At 71.0% G+C, this 25707-nt stretch carries 24 protein-coding genes; 6 read left to right on the top strand and 18 right to left on the bottom strand.

What is annotated here, in order from left to right; translation table 11 throughout:
* Positions 1-94 precede the first annotated feature (94 nt).
* The gene (locus AC07EJ_RS34400; RefSeq protein ID WP_393586126.1) at positions 95-1375 is read right to left on the bottom strand and encodes an alginate lyase family protein; all 1281 of its coding nucleotides are present in this window, start codon (positions 1373-1375) and stop codon (positions 95-97) included.
* A 204-nt stretch (positions 1376-1579) separates the two neighbouring features.
* Between AC07EJ_RS34400 and AC07EJ_RS34395 the strand changes: the two genes are divergently transcribed.
* The 3 genes from AC07EJ_RS34395 to AC07EJ_RS34385 all read left to right on the top strand — a co-directional run bounded on the left by AC07EJ_RS34395 (position 1580) and on the right by AC07EJ_RS34385 (position 4836).
* Positions 1580-2983: a uracil-xanthine permease family protein gene (locus tag AC07EJ_RS34395; RefSeq protein ID WP_389487219.1), complete on the top strand. Its 1404-nt coding sequence runs from the start codon at positions 1580-1582 to the stop codon at positions 2981-2983.
* Positions 2984-3097: 114 nt separating this feature from the next.
* Positions 3098-3802, top strand: coding sequence for a DUF5995 family protein (locus tag AC07EJ_RS34390; protein ID WP_393586128.1), 705 nt, complete (start codon positions 3098-3100; stop codon positions 3800-3802).
* Positions 3803-3906: 104 nt separating this feature from the next.
* Positions 3907-4836: an LLM class F420-dependent oxidoreductase gene (locus AC07EJ_RS34385; RefSeq protein WP_393586130.1), complete on the top strand. Its 930-nt coding sequence runs from the start codon at positions 3907-3909 to the stop codon at positions 4834-4836.
* Positions 4837-4876: 40 nt separating this feature from the next.
* Here AC07EJ_RS34385 and AC07EJ_RS34380 read toward each other — a convergent pair whose 3' ends face one another.
* Both AC07EJ_RS34380 and AC07EJ_RS34375 read right to left on the bottom strand, forming a co-directional pair.
* On the bottom strand, positions 4877-6595 hold the full coding sequence (locus AC07EJ_RS34380; RefSeq protein WP_393586132.1) for a flavin monoamine oxidase family protein: 1719 nt from the start codon (positions 6593-6595) through the stop codon (positions 4877-4879).
* Between the two features lie 59 nt (positions 6596-6654).
* A complete protein-coding gene (locus AC07EJ_RS34375; protein WP_478885722.1) occupies positions 6655-7452 on the bottom strand; it encodes a carbon-nitrogen hydrolase family protein in 798 nt (265 codons plus the stop codon).
* Between the two features lie 303 nt (positions 7453-7755).
* Between AC07EJ_RS34375 and AC07EJ_RS34370 the strand changes: the two genes are divergently transcribed.
* Complete coding sequence (locus tag AC07EJ_RS34370) at positions 7756-8307, top strand: hypothetical protein (RefSeq protein WP_393586136.1); 552 nt, start codon at positions 7756-7758, stop codon at positions 8305-8307.
* A 4-nt stretch (positions 8308-8311) separates the two neighbouring features.
* Here AC07EJ_RS34370 and AC07EJ_RS34365 read toward each other — a convergent pair whose 3' ends face one another.
* The 7 genes from AC07EJ_RS34365 to rpe form a co-directional block, all read right to left on the bottom strand.
* Positions 8312-8764, bottom strand: a complete 453-nt coding sequence (locus tag AC07EJ_RS34365; protein ID WP_362910569.1) for an Lrp/AsnC family transcriptional regulator — start codon at positions 8762-8764, stop codon at positions 8312-8314.
* 10 nt (positions 8765-8774) lie between these two features.
* Entirely contained in the window at positions 8775-10247 is a 1473-nt protein-coding gene (locus AC07EJ_RS34360) for an amino acid permease (RefSeq protein WP_393586138.1), read from the bottom strand.
* Positions 10248-10572: 325 nt separating this feature from the next.
* On the bottom strand, positions 10573-12015 hold the full coding sequence (locus tag AC07EJ_RS34355; protein WP_389487203.1) for a GuaB1 family IMP dehydrogenase-related protein: 1443 nt from the start codon (positions 12013-12015) through the stop codon (positions 10573-10575).
* 108 nt (positions 12016-12123) lie between these two features.
* Positions 12124-12480 (bottom strand): barstar family protein, encoded by a 357-nt coding sequence (locus tag AC07EJ_RS34350; RefSeq protein ID WP_389487201.1) that lies wholly within the window; start codon positions 12478-12480, stop codon positions 12124-12126.
* Complete coding sequence (locus AC07EJ_RS34345) at positions 12477-12917, bottom strand: guanyl-specific ribonuclease (protein WP_389487199.1); 441 nt, start codon at positions 12915-12917, stop codon at positions 12477-12479. Before AC07EJ_RS34345 ends, AC07EJ_RS34350 begins: the two co-directional genes overlap by 4 nt.
* Before the next feature lie 67 nt (positions 12918-12984).
* A complete protein-coding gene (locus AC07EJ_RS34340) occupies positions 12985-14028 on the bottom strand; it encodes a sugar-binding transcriptional regulator (RefSeq protein WP_362910578.1) in 1044 nt (347 codons plus the stop codon).
* Between the two features lie 78 nt (positions 14029-14106).
* Entirely contained in the window at positions 14107-14793 is a 687-nt protein-coding gene (gene rpe, locus AC07EJ_RS34335; RefSeq protein ID WP_389487197.1) for a ribulose-phosphate 3-epimerase, read from the bottom strand.
* A 64-nt stretch (positions 14794-14857) separates the two neighbouring features.
* On the opposite strand from rpe, the gene AC07EJ_RS34330 reads away from it, so the two are divergent.
* Positions 14858-15097 carry a hypothetical protein gene (locus tag AC07EJ_RS34330; protein WP_478885744.1) on the top strand — a complete coding sequence of 80 codons (240 nt, stop codon included), beginning with the start codon at positions 14858-14860 and terminating at the stop codon, positions 15095-15097.
* A 47-nt stretch (positions 15098-15144) separates the two neighbouring features.
* Here the strand turns inward: AC07EJ_RS34330 and AC07EJ_RS34325 are convergent, their stop codons facing one another.
* Positions 15145-16620, bottom strand: coding sequence for an RsmB/NOP family class I SAM-dependent RNA methyltransferase (locus tag AC07EJ_RS34325; RefSeq protein ID WP_393586144.1), 1476 nt, complete (start codon positions 16618-16620; stop codon positions 15145-15147).
* Between the two features lie 34 nt (positions 16621-16654).
* Positions 16655-17599: a methionyl-tRNA formyltransferase gene (gene fmt / locus AC07EJ_RS34320; RefSeq protein WP_389487193.1), complete on the bottom strand. Its 945-nt coding sequence runs from the start codon at positions 17597-17599 to the stop codon at positions 16655-16657.
* 259 nt (positions 17600-17858) lie between these two features.
* Between fmt and AC07EJ_RS34315 the strand changes: the two genes are divergently transcribed.
* Complete coding sequence (locus tag AC07EJ_RS34315; RefSeq protein ID WP_389487191.1) at positions 17859-18398, top strand: hypothetical protein; 540 nt, start codon at positions 17859-17861, stop codon at positions 18396-18398.
* A 620-nt stretch (positions 18399-19018) separates the two neighbouring features.
* Here the strand turns inward: AC07EJ_RS34315 and AC07EJ_RS34310 are convergent.
* From AC07EJ_RS34310 to AC07EJ_RS34285, 6 genes are all read right to left on the bottom strand, one after another.
* Positions 19019-21169: a primosomal protein N' gene (locus tag AC07EJ_RS34310; RefSeq protein ID WP_478885721.1), complete on the bottom strand. Its 2151-nt coding sequence runs from the start codon at positions 21167-21169 to the stop codon at positions 19019-19021.
* A 129-nt stretch (positions 21170-21298) separates the two neighbouring features.
* On the bottom strand, positions 21299-22507 hold the full coding sequence (metK, locus tag AC07EJ_RS34305; protein WP_389487187.1) for a methionine adenosyltransferase: 1209 nt from the start codon (positions 22505-22507) through the stop codon (positions 21299-21301).
* A gap of 249 nt (positions 22508-22756) precedes the next feature.
* Positions 22757-24007 carry a bifunctional phosphopantothenoylcysteine decarboxylase/phosphopantothenate--cysteine ligase CoaBC gene (gene coaBC, locus AC07EJ_RS34300; RefSeq protein WP_389487185.1) on the bottom strand — a complete coding sequence of 417 codons (1251 nt, stop codon included), beginning with the start codon at positions 24005-24007 and terminating at the stop codon, positions 22757-22759.
* 132 nt (positions 24008-24139) lie between these two features.
* Entirely contained in the window at positions 24140-24412 is a 273-nt protein-coding gene (gene rpoZ / locus AC07EJ_RS34295; protein WP_005319902.1) for a DNA-directed RNA polymerase subunit omega, read from the bottom strand.
* 91 nt (positions 24413-24503) lie between these two features.
* Positions 24504-25061, bottom strand: a complete 558-nt coding sequence (gene gmk, locus AC07EJ_RS34290; protein WP_100597426.1) for a guanylate kinase — start codon at positions 25059-25061, stop codon at positions 24504-24506.
* A 58-nt stretch (positions 25062-25119) separates the two neighbouring features.
* Entirely contained in the window at positions 25120-25443 is a 324-nt protein-coding gene (locus tag AC07EJ_RS34285; RefSeq protein WP_026246651.1) for an integration host factor, read from the bottom strand.
* Positions 25444-25707 lie beyond the last annotated feature (264 nt).

Genomic DNA, 25707 nt, shown 5'->3' with positions numbered 1-25707 from the left:
GTACAGCTGATGCGGTACGCACAAGAGCCCCATCGTACGACCTTGAACTAAGCAAACGCTCAGCAGGCCGGGTCCGGGGCGCCGCACGACCCGCTCAGCCCGCGATCGAGTCCAGCTGTTCGGCCGCCGGGCGCAGCGCCCACAGGTCCCCGCCGGGCGGCGTCTCCAGATGCGGGACCGCCCGCTTCGCCGCCGCGCTCCCGGCGTCGGCGGCCGCGTGCACGATGTCGCTCGCCGCGAACCGGTGGAACTCCAGCTCGGGGTGCGGCCACGCCGTCGCCCCGGTCGCCGCGGGCAGCAGATAGTCGACGGCCTTGAACAGGCTCTGCCCGTCCGGGCCCCGGTACGACCACAGGTCGACGCCCACATGCCGCCCGATCGCGGCGAGCCGGGTGTAGGCGACGAGGTCGAAGGTCGAGTAGTGCCAGCTCCGGGTCCTGGCGAGCTCCTGCGGCTGGCTGCCGTCGCCCGCGATCTGCGGGGCGATGCGCTTGGTGCGGGCGTCGAGGACGGTGCGGCGGGCGAGGGCGGTGTCGCCGGTCGCGTAGGCGAGGGCCGCGACCTGGAGGTCGTAGAACGTGCCGTGGTTGTTCTCGGCGGCGCCCTCCTCCTTGCCGAAGTCGCTGTCCACGAGCCAGCCGAGGAAGTCCTTGTTCCACTCCCCCATCGCCGAGCGGTCGCCCTTCGACCAGCCCGGGGCGCCGGTGCCGAGGAGGGCGACGGCGTCGGTGACGCTCGTGTACGACTGCGAGAAGTCGATGATGCCGATGGCCCGGCCGTCGTACTTGCAGGGGATGAACTGGGCGTGGTCCAGGTTCGGGTTCATGCGCGTGGCCGGGTCGAGGAACCAGGTGCGCAGGACCGAGGCGGCCTTCTCCGCGTACACCTTGCGGCCCGTGTAGTACCAGGCGAGGGCGAGGTCGTACGTCGAGTCGAAGACCTTCTCCACGTCCTGGCGGTCGGTCCCGGTGTCGACCTCGGGGTTGCGCTGCCCGTCGCGCTGGACGTAGGGGCAGCCCCAGGGGTTGTCGGCGGTCGGCGTCTGTGAGGGCCACCAGTAGGGAGCCTGGCTCAGGTAGTCGTGGACGTCACCGCCGGGCGCGGGCTTCGGTTTGTCGACGACGGTCCAGGGACCCTGGTCCAGCCAGGTGTCGGCGCGGGCCGTCAAGTCCCGCACCGTGCGCTTGAGTTGCGGGTCGCCGTGGTCGAGGCGCTGCTTGGTCCGCAGCAGGCGCTCACCGTCGAGGACGGCGGTTCGCGGGGCCCTCACTCCGGCCGTCGCGGACTGGGCCGACACGGGGACGGCGACGACGGCGGCGAGGGCGGCCGCCGCGGTGAGCAGAGCACCGAGACGCACACGGGATCTGGCACGCATCACAACTCCCATCACATATCTGAACGATGTTCATGGACTGAGCCGTGCGAGCGTAGGGCGCCGAGGTGGTGGTGACAATGCCTCCGGCAGGGATTCACGGATGAGATCGGGGCCGCCGGGCGTGGCACGAAAGTGGCCTTACGGCGCATTAACATGGCGGCGGTTATTTCGAGCCACAAAAGCACCACAGAAAGCAGAACTCATATGGACCTCGGTGTGCGCTGGAAACTTCACGGCGATGGGCGCACCCCGGCTCCGGGCGCCGTCGTGCGCCCGGACGAGCGGCTCTCCTGGCCGCGCACGTTCGGGCTCGGCGCCCAGCACGTCGTCGCGATGTTCGGCGCGTCCTTCGTGGCGCCCGTCCTGATGGGTCTCGACCCGAACCTCGCGATCATGATGTCCGGCGTCTCGACGGTGATCTTCCTGCTCGCCACCCGCGGCCGCGTGCCCAGCTATCTGGGCTGCTCGCTCTCCTTCGTCGGCGTCGCCGCCGTGATCCGGGCGCAGGGCGGGACCAGCGCCACGGTGACCGGAGCGGTCTTCGTGGTCGGCGCCGCGCTGTTCCTGGTGGGGCTCGCGGTGCAGAAGTTCGGCGCGCGGATCATCCACGCCGCCATGCCGCCGATCGTCACGGGCGCGGTCGTCATGCTGATCGGCTTCAACCTCGCGCCGGTGACGGCGTCGACGTACTGGCCGCAGGACCAGTGGACCGCGCTCCTCGTGATGCTGTTCACCGGTTTGGCCGTGGTGTGCCTGCGCGGTTTCTGGTCCCGCATCGCGATCTTCCTCGGGCTGCTCTTCGGCTACGGCATCTCGTGGGTGTTCGACCGGATCTTCGGCCGGATCCACTCGGTCTCCGGCGGCGCCGAGGCCGTCGACCACTGGCGCCTGGACCTGTCCGGCGTCGGCAAGGCCGACTGGATCGGCCTGCCCTCCTTCCACGCACCGTCGTTCCAGTGGTCGGCGATCCTCGTCGCACTGCCCGTCGTGATCGCGCTGATCGCCGAGAACGCCGGACACGTCAAGGCCGTCGGCGAGATGACCGGCGACAACCTCGACGACAAGCTCGGCACCGCGATCTCCGCCGACGGCGTCGGCTCCATGCTCTCCACCGCGGTCGGCGGCCCGCCCAACACGACGTACTCCGAGAACATCGGCGTGATGGCCGCGACCCGCGTCTACTCGACGGCCGCGTACTGGGCGGCCGCCGCCTTCGCGCTGCTCTTCGGCCTGTGCCCGAAGTTCGGCGCCATCGTGGCCGCCATCCCGGGCGGCGTCCTCGGCGGCATCACCGTCATCCTCTACGGCATGATCGGCCTGCTCGGCGCGCAGATCTGGATCAGCGCCAAGGTCGACCTGCGCAACCCGCTGAACCTCGTCCCGGCCGCCGCCGGCATCATCATCGGCGTCGGCAACGTGTCCCTGAAGTTCACCGACAACTTCTCGCTGAGCGGCATCGCGCTGGGCACCATCGTCGTCATCACCGGCTACCACGCGCTGCGCGCCCTGGCCCCCGCGCACCTCAAGACTCAGGAGCCGCTCCTCGACTCGGGGACCTCGACGTACGACGACCCGTCCTCGGACGGCGGCGGCCGGTCCGCCAAGTAGGGAAGCCGAGTAGGGAAGACGCCCCCACGCACAGGCCCTGGCCCGTTCCCTCGTTCTGGGGAAGCCCCCGGCCAGGCGCCGCGCGGGCCGGCCCGGGCTTGAGAACCTGCCCCCATGGCGCAGTTGGAACGGTTCGCGAAGTGCACGCCCGCCGCGCGCGGGGTCGACTCCGTGGTGTCCCGGATGCGTGAGCTGGCCGAGTCCTGGCCGGCCGGCGACGGTGTGGGCGTCTTCAACCGGGTCTATCTGTCCGTCACGGAAGAGGTCGACCGGCACATCGACGGCGGCCGGTTCGCCGACGCCGAAGCCGCGACCATGCTGGACGTCCGCTTCGCCGGGCGCTATCTGGCGGCCGTCGGCACCCGCTCCCCCGACCACCGTCCGCCCGCCTGCTGGCGTCCGCTGCTCCAGTACCGGCGCCATCCAGGCGTACGCCCGCTGCAGTTCGCGCTCTCGGGCATCAATGCGCACATCGGCCACGATCTGGCGCTCGCCGTCGTGGACACCTGCCGTACGCTCGGCTGTGAACCGGCCGATGTGGAGGACGAGTTCGACCGCGTGGGCGATGTCCTCGTCTCGCTGGAGGAGCGCATCCGCGAGGATCTGATGCCGGGCCCCGATCTGCTCCAGGTGGCCGATCCGCTGACCCATCTGCTCGGCTCCTGGACCCTGGAGCGCGCCAGGGACGGCGCCTGGGCCGCGGCCCGCGCCCTGTGGGCGCTGCGAGGTTTCCCGGATGTCACCGAGGAGTTCATCCGGCGTCTCGACACATCGGTCGGCCTGGTCGGCCGCATGATGCTCACGCCCCTGCCGGACTGATTCGGCCACGCGCCCGCCACAGCCGCGGAACTCCCGGGTGATCGCTGTACGTTGACGAGGAGCTACGCGAGCGATCCCGGATGCGAACGCGAAGGAGCACAGGAATGGCGACCCGACTCGGCCTCGGCCTCCCCCAGATGAAGCAGTACGACATCGGGCGCGACATTCCTGCGGTCGCGCGCGCCGCCGAGGAGATCGGCTACGAGAGCCTGTGGGTTTTCGAGCGGATCCTGTTCCCGGAGCCCGCACGCCAGGGCCTGTACGGGGTCCCGGGCCTGCCCTGGCCGGACCAGTACCGCTCGGTCGCCGACCCGCTGGTCTCCCTCACCCTGGCCGCCGCCGTCACCGAGCGGGCCAGGCTCGGCACGAGCGTCCTTGTCGCCCCGCTGCACGTGCCGTTCCAACTGGCGCGCGCCCTGGCCTCGCTGGACGCGGCGAGCGGTGGCCGCGTCGTCGCGGGCATCGGCACGGGGTGGTCCCACGACGAGTACGCGGCCGCTTCCGTGGCCCCCTTCGAGAAGCGCGGCCAGGTCCTGGACGAGCTGCTCGACGTGTTCGAGGCCGTGTGGGGCCCCGACCCGGTGAGTTACGAGGGCGAGCTGACGACGATCGCGCCGTCCGTGGTGGGGCCGAAGCCCGCCGGGCCGATCCCGGTGCTCCTGCCGGCGAACAGCCCGAAGGCCGCGCGCCGGCTCGTGGACCGCGCGGACGGCTGGATGCCGGGGGCCGCGGGCGCGCAGGAGCTCGCCGAGCAGTGGCGGAGTCTTCAGGAACTGGCCGAGGAGCGCGGTCGCAAGGAACCGATCCAGAGCGTGCTGCGGGTGAACACGATCTACACGCGCGACGAGTACAAGGGCGACGACCGCCGCCCGTTCCAGGGCAGCGTCGCGCAGATCGTCGAGGACCTGGTGGCGCACAACGCGGTGGGCCTGGAGGAGATGCTGATCGACCTCCAGGGCCTCGTCCGTGACGCGGACGAGCTGACGGATGTCGCGGCCGAGGTGTACACGGCGGCGCGCGAGGCCGGGGTCTGAGCGGTGCGGGCCCCGGCGTCTGCCGGGGCCCGCACGCCCGTCAGTCCTCGGGCAGCTCGACCGGAGCGATCTCGTCGTACACGTCACCAGGGCCGGGGTTCGTGCCGTCCGTCGCGCCGCCGAGCTGGTGCATCACGCCCCAGACCGCGTTGAGCGCGGTCTGCACGGCGCCCTCGGCCCAGCCGGCCGTCCAGGAGATGTCGTCGCCCGCGAGGAAGATGCCGCGCTTGTCCTCGGGGAGGCGGTCCTGCATGAAGTGCGTGAACAGGCGGCGCTGGTAGCGGTAGTGACCCGGCAGGTTCGCCTTGAACGCGCCCATGAAGTAGGGCTCGTTCTCCCAGGACACGGTCACCGGATTGCCGATGATGTGCTTCCTGATGTCGACCTTCGGATAGATCTCGCCGAGCGACTTGAGCATGACCTCCATGCGCTCGTTCGCCGACAGGGGCAGCCACTTCAGGCTGTCGTCGCACCACGTGTACGACAGGCAGATGGTGGCCGGCTTGTCCGGGCCGTCGTCCAGCAGGTAGGTGCCGCGCGTCATGCGGTCGGTGAGGGTCATGGACATCGTGTCCCGCCCGGTCGGGTTTCCCATGTCGTCGACGGCCTTGTCCAGCCAGAACGGCCGGTCCACAGGGACGAAGAGCTTCGAGCTCTCCATGTAGTGGGTGCGCTCGATCGCCGTCCAGTGGTCGATCGGGAAGAGCGAGTCGTCGCACGCGACCTTCGACAGCAGCATCCAGGACTGGGCGGTGAAGATCGCCGCCTGGTAGGTGCGGATGTCACCGGACGCGTCGGTCACGGTGATGTGGTTGCCCGCGGTGCGGTGCAGCCGGGTCACGGCCGGGCGCGGCTTCCCACTGTCGTGCAGCTCCGCGAGCGAGGTGCCGTACGCCCAGTGGACGATCTTCTCCGGCTCGCGCTCCCACAGGCGCAGCGGGAGCTGCTGGGAGCCGCCGACGATGCCGCGGTGGTGGTCGTCGGCCTCGGTGTAGACGACCCGCAGGATCTCCAGGATGGAGTTCGGGAAGTCGGTGTCCCAGCCGCCGGTGCCGAAGCCGACCTGCCCGAAGATCTCCCGGTGCCGGAAGGACTTGAAGGACTCCGACTCGCAGAGGAACCCGTAGAACGTCTGGTTGTCGAGCTTGTCGACGAGCTTCGACCAGATCTCGCGGATGCGCGGCACGTCGCGCTCCCGCATGGCCTGGTTCATGTCGGAGAAGTCGGCGCCCTCTTCGAGGCAGGCGTTCCACGCGTTCATGACGTCGCGGTAGACCTGCGGCAGGTCGTCGACGGTGTTCGCGTAGTGGGACTCGCCCTTGAGGTCGACGACGGTCGAGGGGGTCTCGGGGGCGAGCGGGTTGGGGAAGGGCCGCGTTTCTAGGCCGACCAGGTCGATGTAGTGCTGGAGCGCGGTCGACGACGGCGGGAAGCGCATCGCGCCCATCTCCGCGGTCAGCCCGGCGGCCTCGGCGGGGGTGCCCTCGAAGCCGACGGTGCGCAGCCGGCCGCCGATCTCGTCCGCCTCGTACACGACGGGCTTGAGGCCCATCTTCATCAGCTCGTACGCGGCGACGATGCCGGAGAGGCCACCGCCGATGACCGCGACCTCGGTGCCGTGCTCGGTCGCCGGTATCTGGCCGAGTCCCGCGGGGTGCGCGAGGAAGTCGTCGTACGCGTACGGGAAGTCCGGCCCGAACATCGTGATGGGGGGCTGCGCGTCGGTGTGCTGGACGGCGTTGGGCACCGTGGACGTCATGGGGTACGGACTCCTTGCGGGAACTGAGGTACTGAAGGTTCGGGGCGGCGGCTCGGGGCTCAGATCAGCGGCGTGTACAGGGCCGGGCGGCGGTCGCTGAGGTACGGATTGGCGTCGCGGGACGCGGCCAGGAAGGCGGGGTCCACGTCGGCACAGATCAGCTCGTCACCGCGGCCGGCACGCGCGCGGGCGACCCCGTCGGGCCCGGCGAGCGTGGAGAGCCCGACGAACTCGAACTCCCCTTCCTGGCCGACCCGGTTGACGTACGCGACGTACATCTGGTTCTCGAAGGCGCGCACCGGCACGACGGACTCTGCGACGAACTGGTACGGGTGCATCTGGGCCGTGGGTACGAGCAGCAGGTCCGTGCCGGCGAGGGCGTGCGCGCGCACGTTCTCGGGGAACTCGACGTCGTAACAGATCATGAGGCCGATGCGGACACCGTCGAGGTCGGCCTGGACGACGGCCTGGTCGCCGGGCGTGAACGCGTCGCGCTCGAAGCAGCCGAAGAGGTGCGTCTTGCGGTAGTTCGCGAGGCGGGTGCCGTCGGGGGCGATCAGCTGGGCCGAGTTGAACACCAGCTCTCCGTCGCGCTCCGGGTAACCGTAGGCCAGGGCGACGCCGTGGCGGGCCGCGATCTCGGCGATCGCCTGCGCGGAGGGGCCGTCGGCCGGCTCGGCGAGGCGGGCCGCGTCGTCGCCGATCGCGTACCCGGTCAGGAACATCTCGGGGGCCGCCAGGAGCCGGGCTCCGGTCGCGGCGGCGCGGCCCGCGGCCTCGTCGAGCACCTTGAGGTTCTCGGCGACGGACCCGGGGCGGCCGGAGCTCTGGAGCAGGGCGGTGCGCAGCGGCGGCATGGGCGTCCTAGGGAGCGTGCGAAAAGGGGGAGGGGGATCGGATAAGACGGTACGTTTCCGCGGACCGGCGGGACAAGACGGGACTGTTGCGTCTTCTCGTACGATCCGTTGCGCCTCACGGGCCGTCTGCGGCGATTCGTTGCGCGCCCGGGTGAGCCCTCGGTCGCAGTTCGTACGGGGCGGCCTCAGCCGCGCGGCGGAGGCAGGAAGCCGACCGTGGCCCGACGTGCCGGGTACCTCCTTCGCGGGATCGTGATCTCGCCCGGACGGACCGGGTGAGCAGGAAGAACCCGGGGGGATCCCATGGCGCACATCCGCATCCTGGCGGCGACGGCGGCTCTTCTGGTGGCGGCAGCGGCGGGCACGGCCGCGGCGACCGCGGACGGCGGCGCCGGGCACCGGCCGCACAAGGAGCGGGAGGCCGCCGCGCTGACCGGCTCGGCGAAGCTGTACCGGCCGCTCGGCGACGACATCACGTTCACGTTCGACGCGCATCTGGCGGCGCGGGACAACATGAAGCCGGAGAAGGCGTACGGCACCTTCGCCTTCAGCCACTACCTGAACGGAAAGGGCGGCTGGGCGAAGGGCCGGGTCGACTGCCTGCTGACGGGCGGCAAGGTGGCCGTGATGACGGGCGTCGTCACCGACTCCGACACCCCGTTCAAGGGGAAGCGGGTCGGCATCACGGTCCAGGACGACGGCCGGCACGACCGCGTCGGCTACAGCTGGGCGAGTGCCGACACGGAGAAGAACAAGGTGCCGCAGTGCCTCGGCTCGGCGCCCTTCGAGACGGTCAAGAAGGGCACCGGCGACTTCGAGGTGCTGCCGTGGCACCCGGTGTATCCCACGAAGTGAGGCGTTACGCGGGCGAGCCCGACGTGTAGCGGCGCATCAGCGGCGACAGGACGAGCACCGACTTGGTCCGCTCCACGAACGGCTCCCCCGCGATGCGTTCCAGGACCCGCTCGAAGTGCCGCATGTCCGCGGCGAAGACCTGGATGATCGCGTCCGCGTCGCCGGTGACGGTGGAGGCGGACGCGATCTCGGGGTAGCGCTCGAGGCCGCGCTTGATGGCCTCGGGCGAGGTGTTGCGGCGGCAGTACATCTCGATGAACCCCTCGGTCTCCCAGCCGAGCGCGGCCGGGTCGACCCTGACCGTGAAGCCCGTGATGGCCCCGGTGGCCCGCAGCCGGTCCACGCGCCGCTTGACGGCGGGCGCGGACAGGCCGACGAGCTGGCCGATGTCGGCGTAGGAGCGACGGGCGTCCTCGGCGAGGGCGTGCACGATGCGTTCGTCGAGATCGTTCAGCAAGGCAGGTGGTTCACTTCTCTTGGGCAGGCGCGGAGGCGAGTCGGGAGCGACGGGCCCCGTAAAGGAAGTAGAACACGAGGCCGACGGCCATCCACACGCCGAAGACCACCCAGGTGACGGCGTCGAGGCTGAACATGTTGTACGCGCAGAAGACGAAGCCGAGGACCGGGAAGACCGGCCCGAGCGCCACCTTGAAGGTGCGCGGCATGTCGGGGCGGGTGTAGCGGAGCACGATGACCGCGATGTTGACCAGGCCGAAGGCGAAGAGGGTACCGATGCTGGTGGCGTCGACGAGCTTGCCCAGCGGGATGAGCGAGGCGAGCACGCCGCAGAAGAGCGACACGATGACCGTGTTCACGCGCGGGGTGCCCGTCTTGCCGCTGACCTTGCCGAAGACCTTCGGGACCAGGCCGTCGCGGGACATCGCGAAGAGGACGCGGGTCTGGCCGTAGAGGACGGTGAGGACGACGCTGGCGATGGAGATCACCGCGCCTGCGGCGAGCATGGTGCCCCAGAAGGTCTGGCCGGTGACGTCGTTCATGATCGCCGCGAGCGTGGCCTCGGAGCCCTCGAACTGCTTCCAGTTCCACGCCCCGACCGCGACGGCGGCGACCAGGACGTAGAGGACGGTGACGATGAGCAGCGACAGCATGATCGCGCGGGGCAGGTCACGCTTCGGGTTCTTGGCCTCCTCGCCGGCCGTGGAGGCGGCGTCGAAACCGATGTACGAGAAGAACAGGCTGGCGCCGGCGGCGCTGACGCCCGCCGTGCCGAGCGGCATGAAGTCGCGGTAGTTGCCGGACTTGAAGCCCATGAAGCCGATCGCGCAGAACAGCGCGAGCGCGACGATCTTCACCGCGACCATGATCGTGTTGACCACGGCGGACTCGCGAGCGCCGCCCAGCAGGAACACCATCGCCAGCAGGACGACGACCAGACCGGGCAGGTTGATGACGCCGCCCTCACCCGGGGCCGACGAGATCACGTCGGGGAGGGTCACACCGATGGTGCCGTCGAGCAGCTCGTTGAGGTACTCGCCCCAGCCGACGGCCACGGCGGCGACGGAAACGCCGTACTCCAGGACCAGACACCAACCGCAGACCCAGGCGACGAGTTCACCCATCGTTGCGTAAGCGTACGAATAGGAGGAGCCGGCGACCGGTATGGAGCCGGCCAGTTCGGCGTACGAGAGCGCGGAGAACAGCGCCGTGAGTCCGGCGATGACGAACGCGACGGTGACCGCGGGGCCCGCCTTCGGGACGGCCTCGCCGAGCACCACGAAAATGCCGGTGCCGAGCGTTGCGCCGATGCTGATCATGGTCAGCTGCCACATGCCGAGCGAGCGGCGCAGACTGCCGCCCTCACCCTGGCCACCCTCTGCGACCAGTGCTTCTACCGGCTTGCGCCGCATCAGCCTGGCGCCGAGGCCCGGGGTGGGGGTCTCGGTTGTTCGGGTGCGCGGTGGTGCGCCGTGGTCGAGCACGGGCTGGCTCCTTCATCGCTGCCGGTCAGGTGGGCGCGCGCCGGAAACGGCAAGCAACGGCAGCCCACACCAGACCGGGGACCGCCGAGCAGGCCGTCCCCGCCACGCCACGTACAGCGCTTGACTCTAAAGGGTTTCTGTTCCCAGCTGTAATGCAGCAACCTTGCGTATACGCGCATGAACGTTGCGTGGTGCGCGCGGGTACGGACGAACGTTGCGCGGTCCGTTTCGTCCGTTGCGTTCCGGCTCCCGGGAAAACTGCCGCAAAAAGCGAAACCCCGCGCCCCAAAAATGGGGCGCGGGGCAGGGTGCTGCTGGGTGGCGACTAGCTCCAGCTGGCGTGGAGCGGCTTGCCCTCGGCGTAGCCGGCGGCGGACTGGATGCCGACGACGGCCTTCTCCTCGAACTCCGCGAGGGAGCTGGCACCCGCGTAGGTGCAGGAGGAGCGGACGCCCGCGATGACCGAGTCGATGAGGTCCTCGACGCCCGGACGCTCCGGGTCGAGGAACATGCGCGAGGTGGAGATGCCCTCCTCGAACAGCGCCTTGCGGGCGCGGTCGTAGGCGGACTCGTCGGAGGTCCGGTTCTTGACGGCGCGGGCCGAGGCCATGCCGAAGGACTCCTTGTACGCGCGCCCCTGGGCGTCGTGCTGGAGGTCGCCCGGGGACTCGTACGTGCCCGCGAACCAGGAGCCGATCATGACGTTCGACGCACCGGCGGCGAGCGCCATGGCCACGTCGCGCGGGTGACGGACACCGCCGTCGGCCCACACGTGCTTGCCGTACTTCTTCGCCTCGGCGGCGCACTCCAGGACGGCGGAGAACTGCGGCCGGCCGACACCGGTCATCATGCGCGTGGTGCACATGGCGCCGGGGCCCACGCCGACCTTGATGATGTCGGCGCCGGCCTCGATGAGGTCCCTGACGCCCTCGGCGGCGACGATGTTGCCCGCGACGATGGGCACCTGCGGGTCGAGGCCGCGGACGGCCTTGATCGCGGAGATCATCGACTCCTGGTGGCCGTGGGCGGTGTCGACCACGATGGTGTCCGCGCCGGCGTCGAGAAGCTGCTTGGCCTTGCCCGCGACATCGCCGTTGATGCCGACGGCGGCAGCGATACGGAGCTTGCCGTTCGCGTCGGTGGCCGGGGTGTAGAGGGTCGCGCGCAGGGCGCCCGTGCGGGTCAGGATGCCCGCGAGGCGGCCGTCCGCGCCCACGGCGGGGGCGTAGCGGCGGTTGGCGTGGTCCAGCTTGTTGAAGGCGTCGCGCGGATCGATGTCCGCGTCGAGCAGGAGCAGGTCCTTCGACATGACCTCGGACAGCTGCGTGAACCGGTCGACCCCCGTCAGGTCCGCGTCCGTGACGACGCCGACGGGCCGCTGCTCCTCGTCCACGACGACGCCGGCGTTGTGCGCGCGCTTGGGCAGCAGAGCGAGCGCGTCCGCGACGGTCTGGTGCGGGGCGAGGACGATGGGGGTGTCGAGAACCAGGTGCCGGGTCTTCACCCAGGAGATGACCTCGGTGACCACCTCGATGGGGATGTCCTGCGGGATGACGACGAGGCCCCCGCGGCGGGCCATGGTCTCGGCCATGCGGCGCCCGGCGATCGCGGTCATGTTGGCGACGACCAGCGGAATCGTGGTGCCGGTGCCGTCGGGGGACGCCAGGTCGACCGCCTGACGGGAACCCACGGCGCTGCGGCTCGGCACCATGAAGACGTCGTCGTAGGTCAGGTCGTACGCAGGCTGGATGTCGTTGAGGAAACGCACGTGCTGCTCATCCCAGTCGATCAGAGGTGGCCCCCGAGCAGGACAGCCCGTGGGGGAAAGCACGTACTTCATTGTCCCATGCCACCGCTACCACATGCCCACGGACGATTACACAGGCGGTTGCGAGGGGCTGTGGTCGGATCCTCCAAGGGTCAGTGCGATCACGAGCCTCGGGTTTCGGCCACGCCTGCGGTCGACCGCGTCGGTGAACACGTCGAGCGCGGTCTCCCAGTCCCCGGGCCGGGCGCCGGCGTAGGCCCGCCAGCCCACGACGGACAGGAGCAGGTCCTGGTCGCTGCCGTCGGGCCAGAAGGAGACGTCGGTCAGGACGTCGAAGAGCGCGTCCCAGTTACGGCCGAACCAGTCCGGCAGCTCCAGGTCGCGCACGCACCGGTCCATGAACCCGGCCTTGTCCTTGACACCTTCGAGGTCGAGGACGCGGATCCTGTCGGGACCTCCGGTCATCTCAGCACCGCCTTGAACGACTCGTAATGGTCATCGGTGTAGTACGTCTCGTGACTCTGCCCCGTGACGATGCGCCGGGCGCCGCGGTCCCGCTCGCCGGGGGTGGGGACGGTGTACTCGTGGTAGTAGCCGCGGCTCTGCCGGGGCAGCTCCCGCTCGAAGTTCCCGAAGACCGTGCCGTCCTTGGCGTACGGGAACGGCCCGCCCTTGTCGATGAGCGTCAGGGTCGTACGGGCCTCGGCGGGGAGCCGCGACGCGGGGACCGTGGGCATGCCACGCGCCCAGGCGGGCGTGGAGCGGGCCGGGGCGGCCGGTGTGACCTGCTGTGTGTCCTGTGCGGAGCACCCGGTGACCAGCAGGGCGAGAGCGACGAGCAGACCCCCCAGGAGCAGAGTGGGGAGGCGGGTGGGATGGCGGGTGAGAAGCCGCGGCAGCATGCCGCCGATGCTGCCACAGCCGCCTCCGGTGAGCGCGGCACGCGACGTGAGTACCGCCCGAAGAGGCTCAGACCCCGTCGGGATCCGCCCGGTTCAGCGCCGGCTTCGGCGTGGGGCCCGCGGTGAGGAGGAAGTCCGCGGCGGCCGTGTCCGTGACCAGGCTGGTGACGAGCCCCGACCTGAGCACCGCGTCGATGGCGGCAGCCTTGCGCTGACCGCCCGCGATGGCGACGACTTCCGGTATCCGTCGCAGACGGTCCGCCTCGACCGTGATGCACCGCTCGCCCAGGTCACGGCCGACGCGTCGGCCCTCGGCGTCGAAGAGGTGCGCGGACATCTCGGCGGCGACACCGAGCGAGGCGTAGTGGGCCCGCTCCTCGTCGCTGAGCATGTCGTGGACGGTGGAGATGCCCGGCTCCCAGGAGCCGATGGAGACGCAGGCGACCGTGACCTTGTCGAAGTACTCGAAGGCGCGGGCGATGCCCGTCTGGTTGCGCAGCGCGGCCGCGGTGGCCGGGTCGGGCAGCAGCATCGGGGCGTAGATCGGGTGGGCCTCGCCGCCGGAGACCTGGGCGGCGCGGCGCACGGCCTCGACGGAGCCGCGCTCGGCGGTCCCGGCGTCGTACACGCCCGTGAGCTGCACGACCGTGCACGGCGGCAGCCGGTCGAGGGCAGCCGCCATGTGGATGGTCGAGCGGCCCCACGCCAGGCCGAGCACATCGCCCTCGGAGACCAGCTCGCCCAGGAGGTCGGCCGCGACCTCGCCGAGGTTCTCGGGGTCGGGCGACTCCTCGGCCTCGGCCGGGGACTCGACCACCACGGCGTGCCGCAGGCCGTAGCGGGCGCGCAGCGCGTCGGAGCGCTCCGCGTCGAGCTCGGCCGGTACGCGGATCTCGATGCGTACGAGATCCCGTTCGAGCGCGGTCTCCAGGACCCTGGCCACCTTGAAGCGGCTCACGCCGAACTCCTCGGCGATCTGGATCTTGGATTTGCCCTCGAGATAGAAGCGGCGGGCCATGGCCGCCGCCTGCACCAGCTCCGCGGGTCCCATCCGCATCGCTGAGCGACCCGGCGACAGTGCCGACACGGCGATCTCCTCACTGCTGTTCACAACCTGGATTCGCCGTTCATCCTCGCAGATGTGGCGGACTCGATCTGCCCTGATGGGCGGCGTTCACGTTCCCGTGGCTCAGTGGCCGCATGCCCAGGCCGCGGCGGTCGACACCGTCTCCGCCTGCGTGCGCAGTGCACGTACCGCCTGGGCGGGATCGGCGGCGCCGTAGACGGCGGAACCGGCGACGAAGACGTCGGCGCCCGCCTCCGCGCAGCGCTCGATGGTGGAGGCCGAGACCCCGCCGTCGACCTGGAGCCAGAGCTCGAGGCCGTGCTTGCTGATCAGCTCTCGGGTGCGGCGGATCTTCGGCAGCATGATGTCCAGGAAGGACTGCCCGCCGAAGCCCGGCTCGACCGTCATGATCAGCAGCATGTCGAGCTCGGGGAGCAGGTCCTCGTACGGCTCGATGGGCGTCGCCGGCTTGAGCGCCATGGAGGCGCGGGCGCCCTTGGCGCGGATCTCGCGGGCCAGCCGGATGGGGGCGGCCGCGGCCTCGGCGTGGAAGGTGACGGATCCGGCACCCGCCTCGACGTACTGCGGGGCCCAGCGATCAGCGTCCTCGATCATCAGATGGCAGTCCAGCGGGATGTCCGTGGCCCGCGCCAGGGACTCCACGACCGGCACCCCGAGGGTCAGGTTCGGGACGAAGTGGTTGTCCATGACGTCGACATGGAGCCAGTCGGCGCCCTCGACGGCCTTTGCCTCTTCGGCAAGGCGGGCGAAGTCCGCGGACAGGATGCTGGGGTTGATCTGCACGGCCATGACCCAAGACTGCCATGCCCGGCGCCGGTTGCTCCCCCCGGTCCAGACCTGTCTCGCTCCCCGGATGCCGCGTTCGCGCCTCCGTGTCATGCTGTGCGCCCCGGCCGGCTCGGTCATCGCCTCGGCGGGACTCGTCCTGGCCGGCACTTTCGCCGCCCTCGGCACGCTCCCGACGGTGGCGTTCGCGGAGATCGGCTTCGCGGTCAGGCGGCGTACCTCGCACACCGCCTCTCCCCGCCTCTTCCCGCCTCTCCCTGCGTCCCCGGCACCCACGACCCAACTGACCGCCTGCCCCGGCACCTGACGGCGCGCGGGACCGACGGTCAGCCGTATGTCCGTGTCGGGCGCTGGTCAGGCGGTACGCCGGATCAGCGCCAGATACATCGCGTCCGTGCCGTGCAGATGCGGCCAGAGCTGGATGTCGGGGCCATCCCCGAGCGCCGGTACGCCGGGCATCAGCGGGCGGGCGTCGATGAGTTCGGCGCCGGGGTGGTGCTTCATGACGTCGTCCACGACCGCGCGGGTCTCGGCGAGGTGCGGCGAGCAGGTCGCGTAACCGACGACGCCGCCCACCCGTACGGAGTCGAGGGCGGTGGTCAGGAGCGAGCGCTGGAGCGGCGCGAAGCCCTCCAGGTCCTCGGGGCGCCGCCGCCAGCGCGCCTCGGGCCGACGGCGCAGCGCGCCGAGACCGGTGCACGGCACGTCCATGAGGACGCGGTCGAAGGTGGCGGGCCCCCACGGCGGGCGCGTGCCGTCGGCCGCGATGACCTGGTACGGGCCCGGGTTCCCCGCGAGCGCGTTCGCCACGAGGCGGGCGCGGTGGGGCTGCTTCTCGGCAGCGAGCAGGGCGGCACCGCGCTCGGAGGCGAGGCCGGCGAGCATGGCCGCCTTGCCGCCGGGTCCCGCACAGCCGTCGAGCCACTTCTCGTCGCGGCCCTCCAGGGGCGCGTTCGCGAGGGCGATCGCCACGAGCTGGCTGCCCTCGTCCTGGACGCCGGCCCGGCCGGTCCGCACGGGGTCGAGCGCGCCGGGCTCACCGCCCTCGGTGAGGCGCACGGCGTACGGCGACCAGCGTCCCGGCAGCGCCGACTCCTCGCCGACCTCGTCCAGGACGGCGTCCGCGGTCGTCCGGCCCGGCCGCGCCACGAGCGTGACCTCGGGCCGCTCGTTGTCGGCCTCCAGCAGGTCCTCGATGCCCGCCCGGCCACCGCCGAGCGAGTCCCACAGCGCCGAGACGACCCATCGCGGATGCGAATGCACCACGGCGAGATGGTCCTCGGCGTCCTCGTCGTACGGGGGCGCGACCTTCTCCACCCATCCGTCGAGGTCGTCCTGCGCGACCTTGCGCAGCACGGCGTTCACGAACTTGGCGCGCCCGTCGCCCAGCACGACCCGCGCCAGCTCCACGGAGGCCGACACGGCGGCGTGCGTGGGGATCCGGGTGCCGAGCAGCTGGTGGACGCCCATGTTCAGCACGTCGAGAACGGGCGGGTCGACCTCCCGCAGCGGTCGGTCGATACAGGCGGCGACGATCGCGTCGTACGTGCCCTGCCGGCGCAGCGTCCCGTAGACCAGCTCCGTGGCGAGCGCGGCGTCACGGGCGTCGAACTTCTCGGGCCCCTCCTTCTCGCGGGCCTTGCGCAGCAGCGGCGGGAGCACGAGGTTCGCATACGCATCGCGCTCGTCCACGGCCCGCAGCGCCTCGAAGGCGAGGTAGCGGACCGGGTCCTTCTGAGGACGGCGGTACGGCTTGCCGGGCTTGCCCTGCTTCCCGGAGGTGCCGGGCTTACCCGACTTCTGGGGACGCCGGCCGGGCTGGTCGTTCAAAGGTGCTCCGCTGCTGGTATCGGCTCGAACCCATTCAGCCTACGTCGGTCCCGCCGAGGCGCTCGCCCGGGGCGATCCGCACCCCGCGCGCCCAGTCGGCCGCGGCCATCGGCTTCTTGCCCTGGGCCTGCACCCACAGCAGCTCCACGGCGTACGAACCGGTGCCGACGTACAGGTTCTTCTTGCCGACCGCGAGCTCGCCGGGAGCCAGATCGGTACGGTCCGGGACGGGGACGGCCTGGATGAGCTTGAGGCGCTCGTCGCGGAAGACGGTCCAGGCGCCGGGCGCCGGCGTGCAGCCGCGGACGACTCGGTCGACGCGCAGGGCGGGCGCCGTCCAGTCGACGTGCGCGCTCTCGACGGTGATCTTGGGGGCGACCGTGATGCCGTCGACGGGCTGCTCCACAGCCTTCAGCGAGCCGTCCTCGATGCCATCCATGGTCGCGGAGAGCAGCCCGGCACCTGCGAAGGCCAGCCGGGTCAGCAGGTCACCGCTCGTGTCGGTGGGCCGCACCATCTCCGTCACCGTCCCGTAGACGGGCCCCGAGTCGAGCCCCTCCTCGATCAGGAACGTCGACGCTCCGGTGATCTCGTCGCCGGCCATGATCGCGTGCTGCACGGGGGCGGCGCCGCGCCAGGCGGGCAGCAGCGAGAAGTGCAGGTTGACCCAGCCGCGGGCCGGGACGTCGAGGGCGACCTTCGGCAGCAGTGCGCCGTAGGCGACGACCGGGCAGCAGTCGGGCGCGATCTCGCGCAGCCGGGCCAGGAACGCCTCGTCGCGCGGCTTCGCCGGCTTGAGGACCTCGATCCCCGCCTCCTCCGCGCGCTCGGCGACCGGGCTGGCGACGAGCCTGCGGCCGCGGCCCGCGGGAGCGTCCGGCCGGGTGACGACCGCGGCGACCTCGTGCCGGTCGGAGGCGATCAGGGCGTCCAGAGCGGGAACGGCGACCTCGGGGGTGCCTGCGAAGACGAGCTTCATCGGTGTCTTTCGGCCTCTCGGGGCAGGGACTTGACGGGCAGCACACCAGTCTATGGCCGTTCCACGGCCCCGTTCCCTCCGGTATTCCGGGCCGCCTGCCCCTGGGGGCGTACGCATCGACGCGCGCCCTGCGCATATGCGCATACGCCCCTCCAGCGTGACCCCTCACCAACTGGCGCGTTGGTCAAGGAAGAGTTGACCAACCAAGGGCCACAGATGCGGCCCGATCCGTTTCAACGCCGGTTCGAGAGGCTTGTTCATGGCCGACCACGCAACCCACGACGCCCAGGCACGGGCCAGCCTGCACCTCCTGGTACGGGACATCGAGCGGGTCCGCCGGCAGGTGGACGCACTGCGCACCCTCACCGCCCAGCTCGGCAACGTCTACCGCCCGCGCCGCTCCGGCCCCTCCACGGGCTTCGTCGTCTACGGGCGCGCCCCCGCCCCGACCGTCCGCCTGGCCCAGGAGCTGCGCGACAGCGTCGAGACCCTGGTGACCGCAGCGGTCGACTTCGACCGCTCGCTGGGCTTCTCGTGGGACGCGGTGGGCTCGGCGCTCGGGGTGACGAAGCAGGCGGTGCACCGCAGGTACGGGGCCCGCAGGGCCGCGGCGCAGGCGGCGGCCGACGCCGAGCGCGCCACGGAGACGATGGGGACACGGCCCCCCGTCCCCATCGGCACGGCGACGATCCCGTCCGTCCCCGCCGCCCGCTCCATGCCCACGCAGCCGACCGCGGGCAGCCCGGTCCTCCGCGAAGACCCCCGCCCCACGGCCTTCCCCGGCCCACGCAACGGCTGAACCCACTGCTCTGCCTCCCCGCACATCAAGTGCGGGGAGGCAGAGCTGTGTTCGGAGGGGGCGGGGCTGTGTTCGGAGGCGTGCGTCGGGGCTCCCGGGCGGCGCGTTGTCCCGGCGATGTGCTCTCTCCGGACGGCAACTCTGCCGGGGCGGCATGTTGTTCCGGTGTACACGTCGCCTCGCGGCGACACCTGAGCCAGTCCGACTGCCAACGCACCGCCCAAGGACGGCACATGCTCTCGGAACGCCAACTCCTCACCGGCGGCACCACTTCCCGGAAGGCGGCACGCCGCCTCGGCACACACGTCGCCTCGCAGCACACCGCTCCCTGGGACGCATCATGTTGCTCCGCGGCACACACCCCGCAGCAGCACGTGAGCCAGTCCGACTGCCAACGCACCGCCCAAGGACGGCACATGCCTCCGGAACGCCAACTCCGCCCGGGCCGCCCCACTTCCCGGAAGGCGGCACGTCGCCCCGGCGCACACGTCGCCTCTCGGCGCACCACTCCCCGGAACGCAGCGTGCTCCGCGGCACACGTCGCCTCGCAGCGACACCGGGCAGGCACACCGCCACCAGCCCGTCCACCGGCGCCGCCACCCCGAACGACGTACGCCGTCTCACCCGATATCCGGCGGATCCACCCTCACCCGTACCGGCTCCGTGCCACCCCGGGCCATCCGGGCCGCCTGTGCGTGCTTCAGGGCCGACGCGAGTGCCGCGCCGCTGCCGGGCGCGACCCTGACCAGGACGCGCTCCCAGTGCTCCCCCGGCGGCGGCGCTCCGGGGCGGCGTGACGGTCCAGGCGCCGCGTCGGGCACCGGGACGGGGCCCAACACCTCGGCGTCACCCGGCAGTTCCACCGCCGCCAGGAACCCGGCGAGCGCCTCGGGTGCACCCGACACCGCCGCCATCCGCGACACCGGAGGAAAGCCGAGCTCGGCCCGCTCGGAGAGCTCCCGCACGGCGTGCCCCACCGGGTCCCACCGCACCAGCGCCTGCACAGGACGCAGCGTCGGCTCGGCCACGATCACCACCGTGCCGCCCGCCCCCTGGGGTCTGACCAGCGAGGCCGCCGCGATCCAGCGCCGCAGCGCGTCCTCCCCCGCCCGCAGGTCGGGGCGGCCCAGCATCGCCCAGCCGTCGAGCAACAAGGCGGCCGCGTACCCGCCTTCGGCCACCGGCTCGGCGCCCGGCGTACTCACCACCAGGGCCGGCGCCCCCGCCACCGTGTCGAGCACCTGCTCCCGTCCGGACGTGCGTACCGGCACCGCCGGAAACGCCCGCCCCAGCTCCTCCGCCGTCCTGCGCGCCCCCACGACCTGCGCCCGCAGCCGGAACCCCCCGCACTCCTGACAGTGCCAGGCGCTCTCCTCCTGGCCGCACCAACCGCACTTCAGGGCGGAGGTCCCCTCACTCGCCTCGAGCGGCCCGGCGCAGTGGCGGCAGCGCGCGGGCTCGCGGCAGCGCTCACACGCGAGCCGCGGTACGTAACCGCGCCGTGGCACCTGCACCAGAACCGGCCCGCTCTTCAAACCCTCCCGCACCACCTGCCACGCGAGCGTCGGCAACCGCGCGGCCCGCGCCGCCTCGTCGCGCGCGAGATCCCCGTCCCCCACGGTCCGTACGAGAGGTGCGGCGCCCCGCACTTGCTCACGCCCGGCGATGAGGGGCGCGGCCCAACCGCTCTCGACGAGCTGCGCGGCCTCGACCGTGCAGCTCCAACTCCCCAGCAGGAAAGCGCACTTGTCGTGCGCCGCTCGCAGGAGCAGCACATCGCGCGCATGCGGCTGCGGAGCATGCGGCTCCGCATGGCTGGAGTCGCCGTCGTCCCAGATGACCACGAGCCCCAGGTCCCGCACGGGGGCGAACATCGCGGCCCGCGTGCCCACGACCGCCCGCACCGACCCGCGCCGCACCCCGAGCCACTCCCGGTACCGCTTCTCGGGCCCCGCGTCGGCGGTCAGCACGGCATGCCGCCCCTCGCCGAGTACGGCGCTCAGCGCGGCGTCGACCCGCGCGACCACCCGCCCGTCGGGCACGACGACCAGGGCTCCGCGCCCCGAGGAGAGGGTCGCGGCGACGGCGCGCGCCACTTCGTCGGCCCACTCCGGTCCGGGCAACGCGTTCCATACGGCCCGGGGCGCGCCGCCCGACGCGAGAGCGTCCAGGAATCCCGGCCCGCGCTCGTACCGCCGCCAGCTCCCCGCATCCGGCGCCGGCGGAGGCTGGAGCGGCTCGGGCGACGGCTTCTTCTCCGCGCGCGCGTTCCGCGGCGGGACGGCCAGCTGGAGCACGTCGGCGAGGCTTCCCGCATACCTGTCGGCGACGGCGCGGGCGAGGCCGAGCAGCTCCTCCCCGAGCACGGGCTCGGGCGACACGACCTGCGCGAGGGCGGCCAGCGGCCCCTGGTACTCGGACTCTGCGACCCGCGCGACGACGAACCCGTCGATCAGCCCGCCGCCCTCGCGGCGCCCGTCCCGCACGGAGTGCTTCCCGGCGCCGAACCGCACGCGCACCCGCACCCCCGGCTGCGCGTCGTCGTCGAGTTCCTCCGGCACCGCGTAGTCGAAGTACCGGTCGAGATGGAGCACGCCCTTGTCGACGAGCACCCGGGCCACGGGCAGCTCCTTGGCGAGTGCGGCCCCCCGCCACGTCCGCGGCTTGGCCCGCGGAACCTTGGCCTGACGCACGCTCTCCCGAATCAGCGCAAGCTGCTCGGGCGGCGCCCCGTCACCGCCACCCTCGCCCTGCCCGTTCTCGCTGCTCACAGCCAAATTCCTACCAGACGCCACTGACACCGGCCGCCGCGATGGGGGGGCGACGACGCATGAACGGCCCCGGACCGAACCGGTCCGGGGCCGTTCATGCACGGGCGTCGTCCGCCCGTGCGGATCCGCTTACAGGCCCGCGGCCTTGCGCAGCGCGTCCACGCGGTCCGTGCGCTCCCAGGTGAAGTCGGGGAGCTCGCGGCCGAAGTGGCCGTACGCGGCGGTCTGCGCGTAGATCGGGCGGAGCAGGTCGAGGTCGCGGATGATCGCGGCGGGGCGGAGGTCGAAGACCTCGGTGATCGCCTGCTCGATCTTGTCCGGGTCCACCGTCGCCGTGCCGAAGGTCTCGACGAACAGGCCGACGGGCTCGGCCTTGCCGATCGCGTACGCGACCTGGACCTCGCAGCGCGAGGCGAGGCCGGCGGCGACGACGTTCTTGGCGACCCAGCGCATCGCGTACGCGGCGGAGCGGTCGACCTTCGACGGGTCCTTGCCCGAGAAGGCGCCGCCGCCGTGGCGGGCGTAGCCGCCGTACGTGTCGATGATGATCTTGCGGCCGGTGAGGCCGGCGTCGCCCATCGGGCCGCCGATCTCGAAGCGGCCGGTCGGGTTGACCAGGAGGCGGTAGCCCTCGGTCTCCAGCTTGATGCCGTCGTCGAGGAGGGCCTTCAGCTCGGGCTCCACGACGAACTCGCGGATGTCGGGGGCGAGCAGCGACTCGAGGTCGATGTCCGACGCGTGCTGGGACGAGACCACGACCGTGTCGAGGCGGACGGCCTTGTCGCCGTCGTACTCGATGGTGACCTGGGTCTTGCCGTCGGGGCGCAGGTACGGGATCGTCCCGTTCTTGCGGACCTCGGACAGACGCCGCGAGAGGCGGTGCGCGAGGTGGATCGGGAGCGGCATCAGCTCGGGCGTCTCGTCGCACGCGTAGCCGAACATCAGGCCCTGGTCGCCCGCGCCCTGCTTGTCGAGCTCGTCCTCGTCACCTTCGACACGCGACTCGTACGCCGTGTCGACGCCCTGGGCGATGTCGGGGGACTGCGAGCCGATGGACACCGACACGCCGCAGGAGGCGCCGTCGAAGCCCTTCTTCGAGGAGTCGTAGCCGATCTCGAGGATCTTCTCGCGCACGAGCTGCGCGATCGGCGCGTACGCCTTGGTCGTGACCTCACCGGCGACGTGCACGAGGCCCGTCGTGATGAGCGTTTCCACGGCGACCCGGGAGGTCGGGTCCTCCCGCAGAAGCGCGTCAAGAATGGTGTCGCTGATCTGGTCAGCGATCTTGTCGGGGTGACCCTCGGTCACGGACTCCGAGGTGAACAGGCGACGGGACACAACGCTCCCTGTGGTTGCAGCGGCTGCTGGCTGATCATTTGCGGACGGCCGGGGGCTGCGCCCGACGTCGTCCGCGACCAGTTTATCGGTCACTCTCGGCCGTCGGACCACGCGTCTCGCCACTTGGGAGCGCTGTGACCAGCGGCACTGCATTTTGCGGTACGACCATCCCTCTTAGGAAGAGGGGCAGGTGCCCGAATTGTAAGGGTTTCATGCGGTTCGGGGCCTCCGCTGGAGCGAAAGTGGCATTCACTCGCCGTCGTAGATCCGCTCCTGGGCCCGCGCGTCGCCGACGGGCAGCAGCCGGGCGACCGCGTCCCAGATCGTGTCCGAGAGCACTTCCTTCGGACCGAACGGGACCGGGGTCTCGCTGCCGTCCGCGCCGAGCAGAACGGCCTCGTTCTCCTCGGAGCCGAAGGTCTTGCGCTCCCCCACCTCGTTGACGACGAGCAGGTCACAGCCCTTGCGGGCCAGTTTCTTGCGACCGTTGGCGAGGACGTCGTCCGTCTCGGCGGCGAAGCCGACGACGATCTGTCCCGGGCGCGGCCGGTCCGCCGAGACCTCGGCGAGGATGTCCGGGTTACGGACCAGAGCGATGGGCTCCGGCTCGTGTCCGTCCTTCTTCTTGATCTTCCCTGTGGCATACGTCTCGGGGCGGAAGTCGGCCACCGCGGCCGCCATGACCACCACGTCCGCCTCCGGCGCAGCCTTGAGCACGGCCTCGCGCAGCTGTACGGCCGTCCCGACGTGGACGACGTCGACACCGGCCGGGTCGGGCAGGGCCGCGTTCGCCGCGAGGAGGGTGACGCGGGCGCCGCGGGCGACCGCCGTGCGCGCGAGGGCGTACCCCTGCTTGCCCGACGAGCGGTTGCCGAGGAAGCGGACCGGGTCGAGGGGCTCGCGGGTGCCGCCTGCGCTGATGACGACGTGCCGGCCGACGAGATCCTGAGTGGTCGCCTGCTCGCCGCGGGCGAGTACCCGTCGTACGAATTCGAAGATCTCCACCGGGTCGGGGAAGCGGCCCTTGCCCGTGTCGACGCCGGTGAGGCGGCCGACGGCGGGCTCGATGACGAGGGCGCCGCGGCGGCGGAGCGTGGCCACGTTCTCCCGCGTCGCCGGGTGCTCCCACATCTCCGTGTGCATGGCGGGGGCGAAGACGACCGGACAGCGGGCGGTCAGGAGCGTGTTCGTGAGGAGGTCGTCGGCGAGACCGTGCGCGGCCTTGGCGAGCATGTCGGCGGTGGCCGGCGCGACGATCACGAGGTCGGCGTGCTGCCCGATGCGCACGTGCGGGACCTCGTGGACGGACTCCCAGACCTCGGTCGAGACCGGGTTGCCGGACAGTGCCGACCAGGTCGCCTCCCCGACGAAGTGCAGGGCGGATTCGGTCGGCACGACGCGCACGTCGTGTCCCGACTCGGTCAGCCGGCGCAGGAGCTCGCACGCCTTGTAGGCGGCGATTCCGCCACTGACCCCCAGAACGACCTTGGGCTTGTCCACGGTCCGTGCCTCCCCGCACTCGGATTCCCGCACTCGGGAACGTACGACTCCCCTCGGAGACGTACGACTCCATGACACACCACAGGCCCGACAGTCGCGCTGCCGGGCCTGTGGCCAAGAAAAACTGATTGCCTACTGAGCGGGGCCCTCGATGGCCTCGGAGGTCAGCAGGCCCGCGTTGATCTCGCGGAGCGCGATCGAGAGCGGCTTCTCGTGGACGTGGGTGTCCACCAGCGGGCCGACGTACTCGAGCAGGCCCTCACCGAGCTGCGAGTAGTACGCGTTGATCTGGCGCGCGCGCTTGGCGGCGTAGATCACGAGGCTGTACTTCGAGTCGGTCGCCTCGAGCAGCTCATCAATCGGCGGGTTGATGATGCCCTCGGGCGCGGTAATGGAAGAGGACACTCTCTGCCTTCCGATGGGATTGAAGATCACATGTGATCAAGAAAACGCGGGATTGCTCCGGCGGAATTCGAGATCACATATAGATCGAAGATCAAACAACTCTCATCAAGGCTAGCAGCTCACGGGCCACGTCTTCGACGGAGGTGTTGACCAGGGTCGTATCGAACTCCGCCTCGGCGGCGAGTTCGACCTTGGCGGCCGCGAGTCTGCGCTCGATCACCTCGGGGGCCTCGGTCCCCCGACCGGTGAGCCGGCGGACCAGCTCCTCCCAGCTCGGCGGGGCGAGGAAGACCAGCTGCGCCTCGGGCATCGACTCACGGACGAGCCTGGCGCCCTGGAGGTCGATCTCGAGGAGGACGGGTTCGCCCGACTCGAGACGGTCCAGGACGGCCCGGCGCGGGGTCCCGTAACGATTGCCCGCGAACTCGGCCCACTCCAGCAGCTCGCCGTTGGCGATCAGCTTGTCCATTTCCTCGTCGGTGACGAAGAAGTAGTGGACACCGTGCTTCTCGCCGGGGCGCGGCTTGCGGGTGGTGGCCGAAACCGACAGCCAGACCTCGGGGTGTTCCTTGCGCATATGAGCGACGACCGTGCTCTTGCCGACCCCGGAGGGGCCGGAGAGCACGGTCAGCCGCGGACGTTCACTCATGCAGCGATTATTCCAGCTATCCCCGCATGCCCGGACCAGTCGGTCCGGGCACGGAGGACTAGGCGCCGGTGCTGCCGAACTCGCGCTCCAGGGACGCGATCTGGTTGGAACCGAGTCCACGCACGCGGCGGCTCTCGGAAATTCCGAGCCGCTCCATGATCTGCTTGGCGCGGACCTTGCCCACGCCCGGAAGGGACTCAAGGAGGGCGGAGACCTTCATCTTGCCGATGACGTCGTTCTCCTGACCCTGCTTGATGACCTCGTGCAAGGAGGCGCCGGAGTGCTTGAGTCGATTCTTGACCTCGGCCCGCTCCCGGCGAGCCGCGGCGGCCTTTTCGAGCGCGGCTGCGCGCTGTTCAGGGGTAAGGGGCGGAAGAGCCACGCCTACGTCACCTCGGATGTCGAACTGTCGGATACGGACCGTGAGGAACCTAGTCGCCCCTCACCTGGGGAGCAACGAGCAATACGCTCGCCCGTTCCTCCCCCACTGCGTTGAGAGTGTGGGGGGGTGCCCCCACTCGACGGAGACTAGCGGCCAGGACCGCCTGAGTCAGCGAGAACAGACGAAAAGTCCTGGTCAGCCTCCGTCGAGCCAGACATTACAGACATATAGCCCCGGATTTCTGCCCGGATCCGGATGCGAGCC

The organism is Streptomyces sp. NPDC045026, assembly GCF_056432625.1.
Note: the sequence above shows the minus strand (reverse complement) of the source record. Positions and strands in the feature narration are given on the sequence as shown.

Bases quoted from the DNA above. Each gene is read 5' to 3' on its own strand.
- AC07EJ_RS34400 (WP_393586126.1), bottom strand. From the start codon at position 1,375: ATGCGTGCCAGATCCCGTGTGCGTCTCGGTGCTCTGCTCACCGCGGCG.
- AC07EJ_RS34395 (WP_389487219.1), top strand. From the start codon at position 1,580: ATGGACCTCGGTGTGCGCTGGAAACTTCACGGCGATGGGCGCACCCCG.
- AC07EJ_RS34390 (WP_393586128.1), top strand. From the start codon at position 3,098: ATGGCGCAGTTGGAACGGTTCGCGAAGTGCACGCCCGCCGCGCGCGGG.
- AC07EJ_RS34385 (WP_393586130.1), top strand. From the start codon at position 3,907: ATGGCGACCCGACTCGGCCTCGGCCTCCCCCAGATGAAGCAGTACGAC.
- AC07EJ_RS34380 (WP_393586132.1), bottom strand. From the start codon at position 6,595: ATGACGTCCACGGTGCCCAACGCCGTCCAGCACACCGACGCGCAGCCC.
- AC07EJ_RS34375 (WP_478885722.1), bottom strand. From the start codon at position 7,452: ATGCCGCCGCTGCGCACCGCCCTGCTCCAGAGCTCCGGCCGCCCCGGG.
- AC07EJ_RS34370 (WP_393586136.1), top strand. From the start codon at position 7,756: ATGGCGCACATCCGCATCCTGGCGGCGACGGCGGCTCTTCTGGTGGCG.
- AC07EJ_RS34350 (WP_389487201.1), bottom strand. From the start codon at position 12,480: ATGACCGGAGGTCCCGACAGGATCCGCGTCCTCGACCTCGAAGGTGTC.
- AC07EJ_RS34345 (WP_389487199.1), bottom strand. From the start codon at position 12,917: ATGCTGCCGCGGCTTCTCACCCGCCATCCCACCCGCCTCCCCACTCTG.
- rpe (WP_389487197.1), bottom strand. From the start codon at position 14,793: ATGGCCGTGCAGATCAACCCCAGCATCCTGTCCGCGGACTTCGCCCGC.
- AC07EJ_RS34330 (WP_478885744.1), top strand. From the start codon at position 14,858: ATGCCGCGTTCGCGCCTCCGTGTCATGCTGTGCGCCCCGGCCGGCTCG.
- fmt (WP_389487193.1), bottom strand. From the start codon at position 17,599: ATGAAGCTCGTCTTCGCAGGCACCCCCGAGGTCGCCGTTCCCGCTCTG.
- AC07EJ_RS34315 (WP_389487191.1), top strand. From the start codon at position 17,859: ATGGCCGACCACGCAACCCACGACGCCCAGGCACGGGCCAGCCTGCAC.
- gmk (WP_100597426.1), bottom strand. From the start codon at position 25,061: ATGAGTGAACGTCCGCGGCTGACCGTGCTCTCCGGCCCCTCCGGGGTC.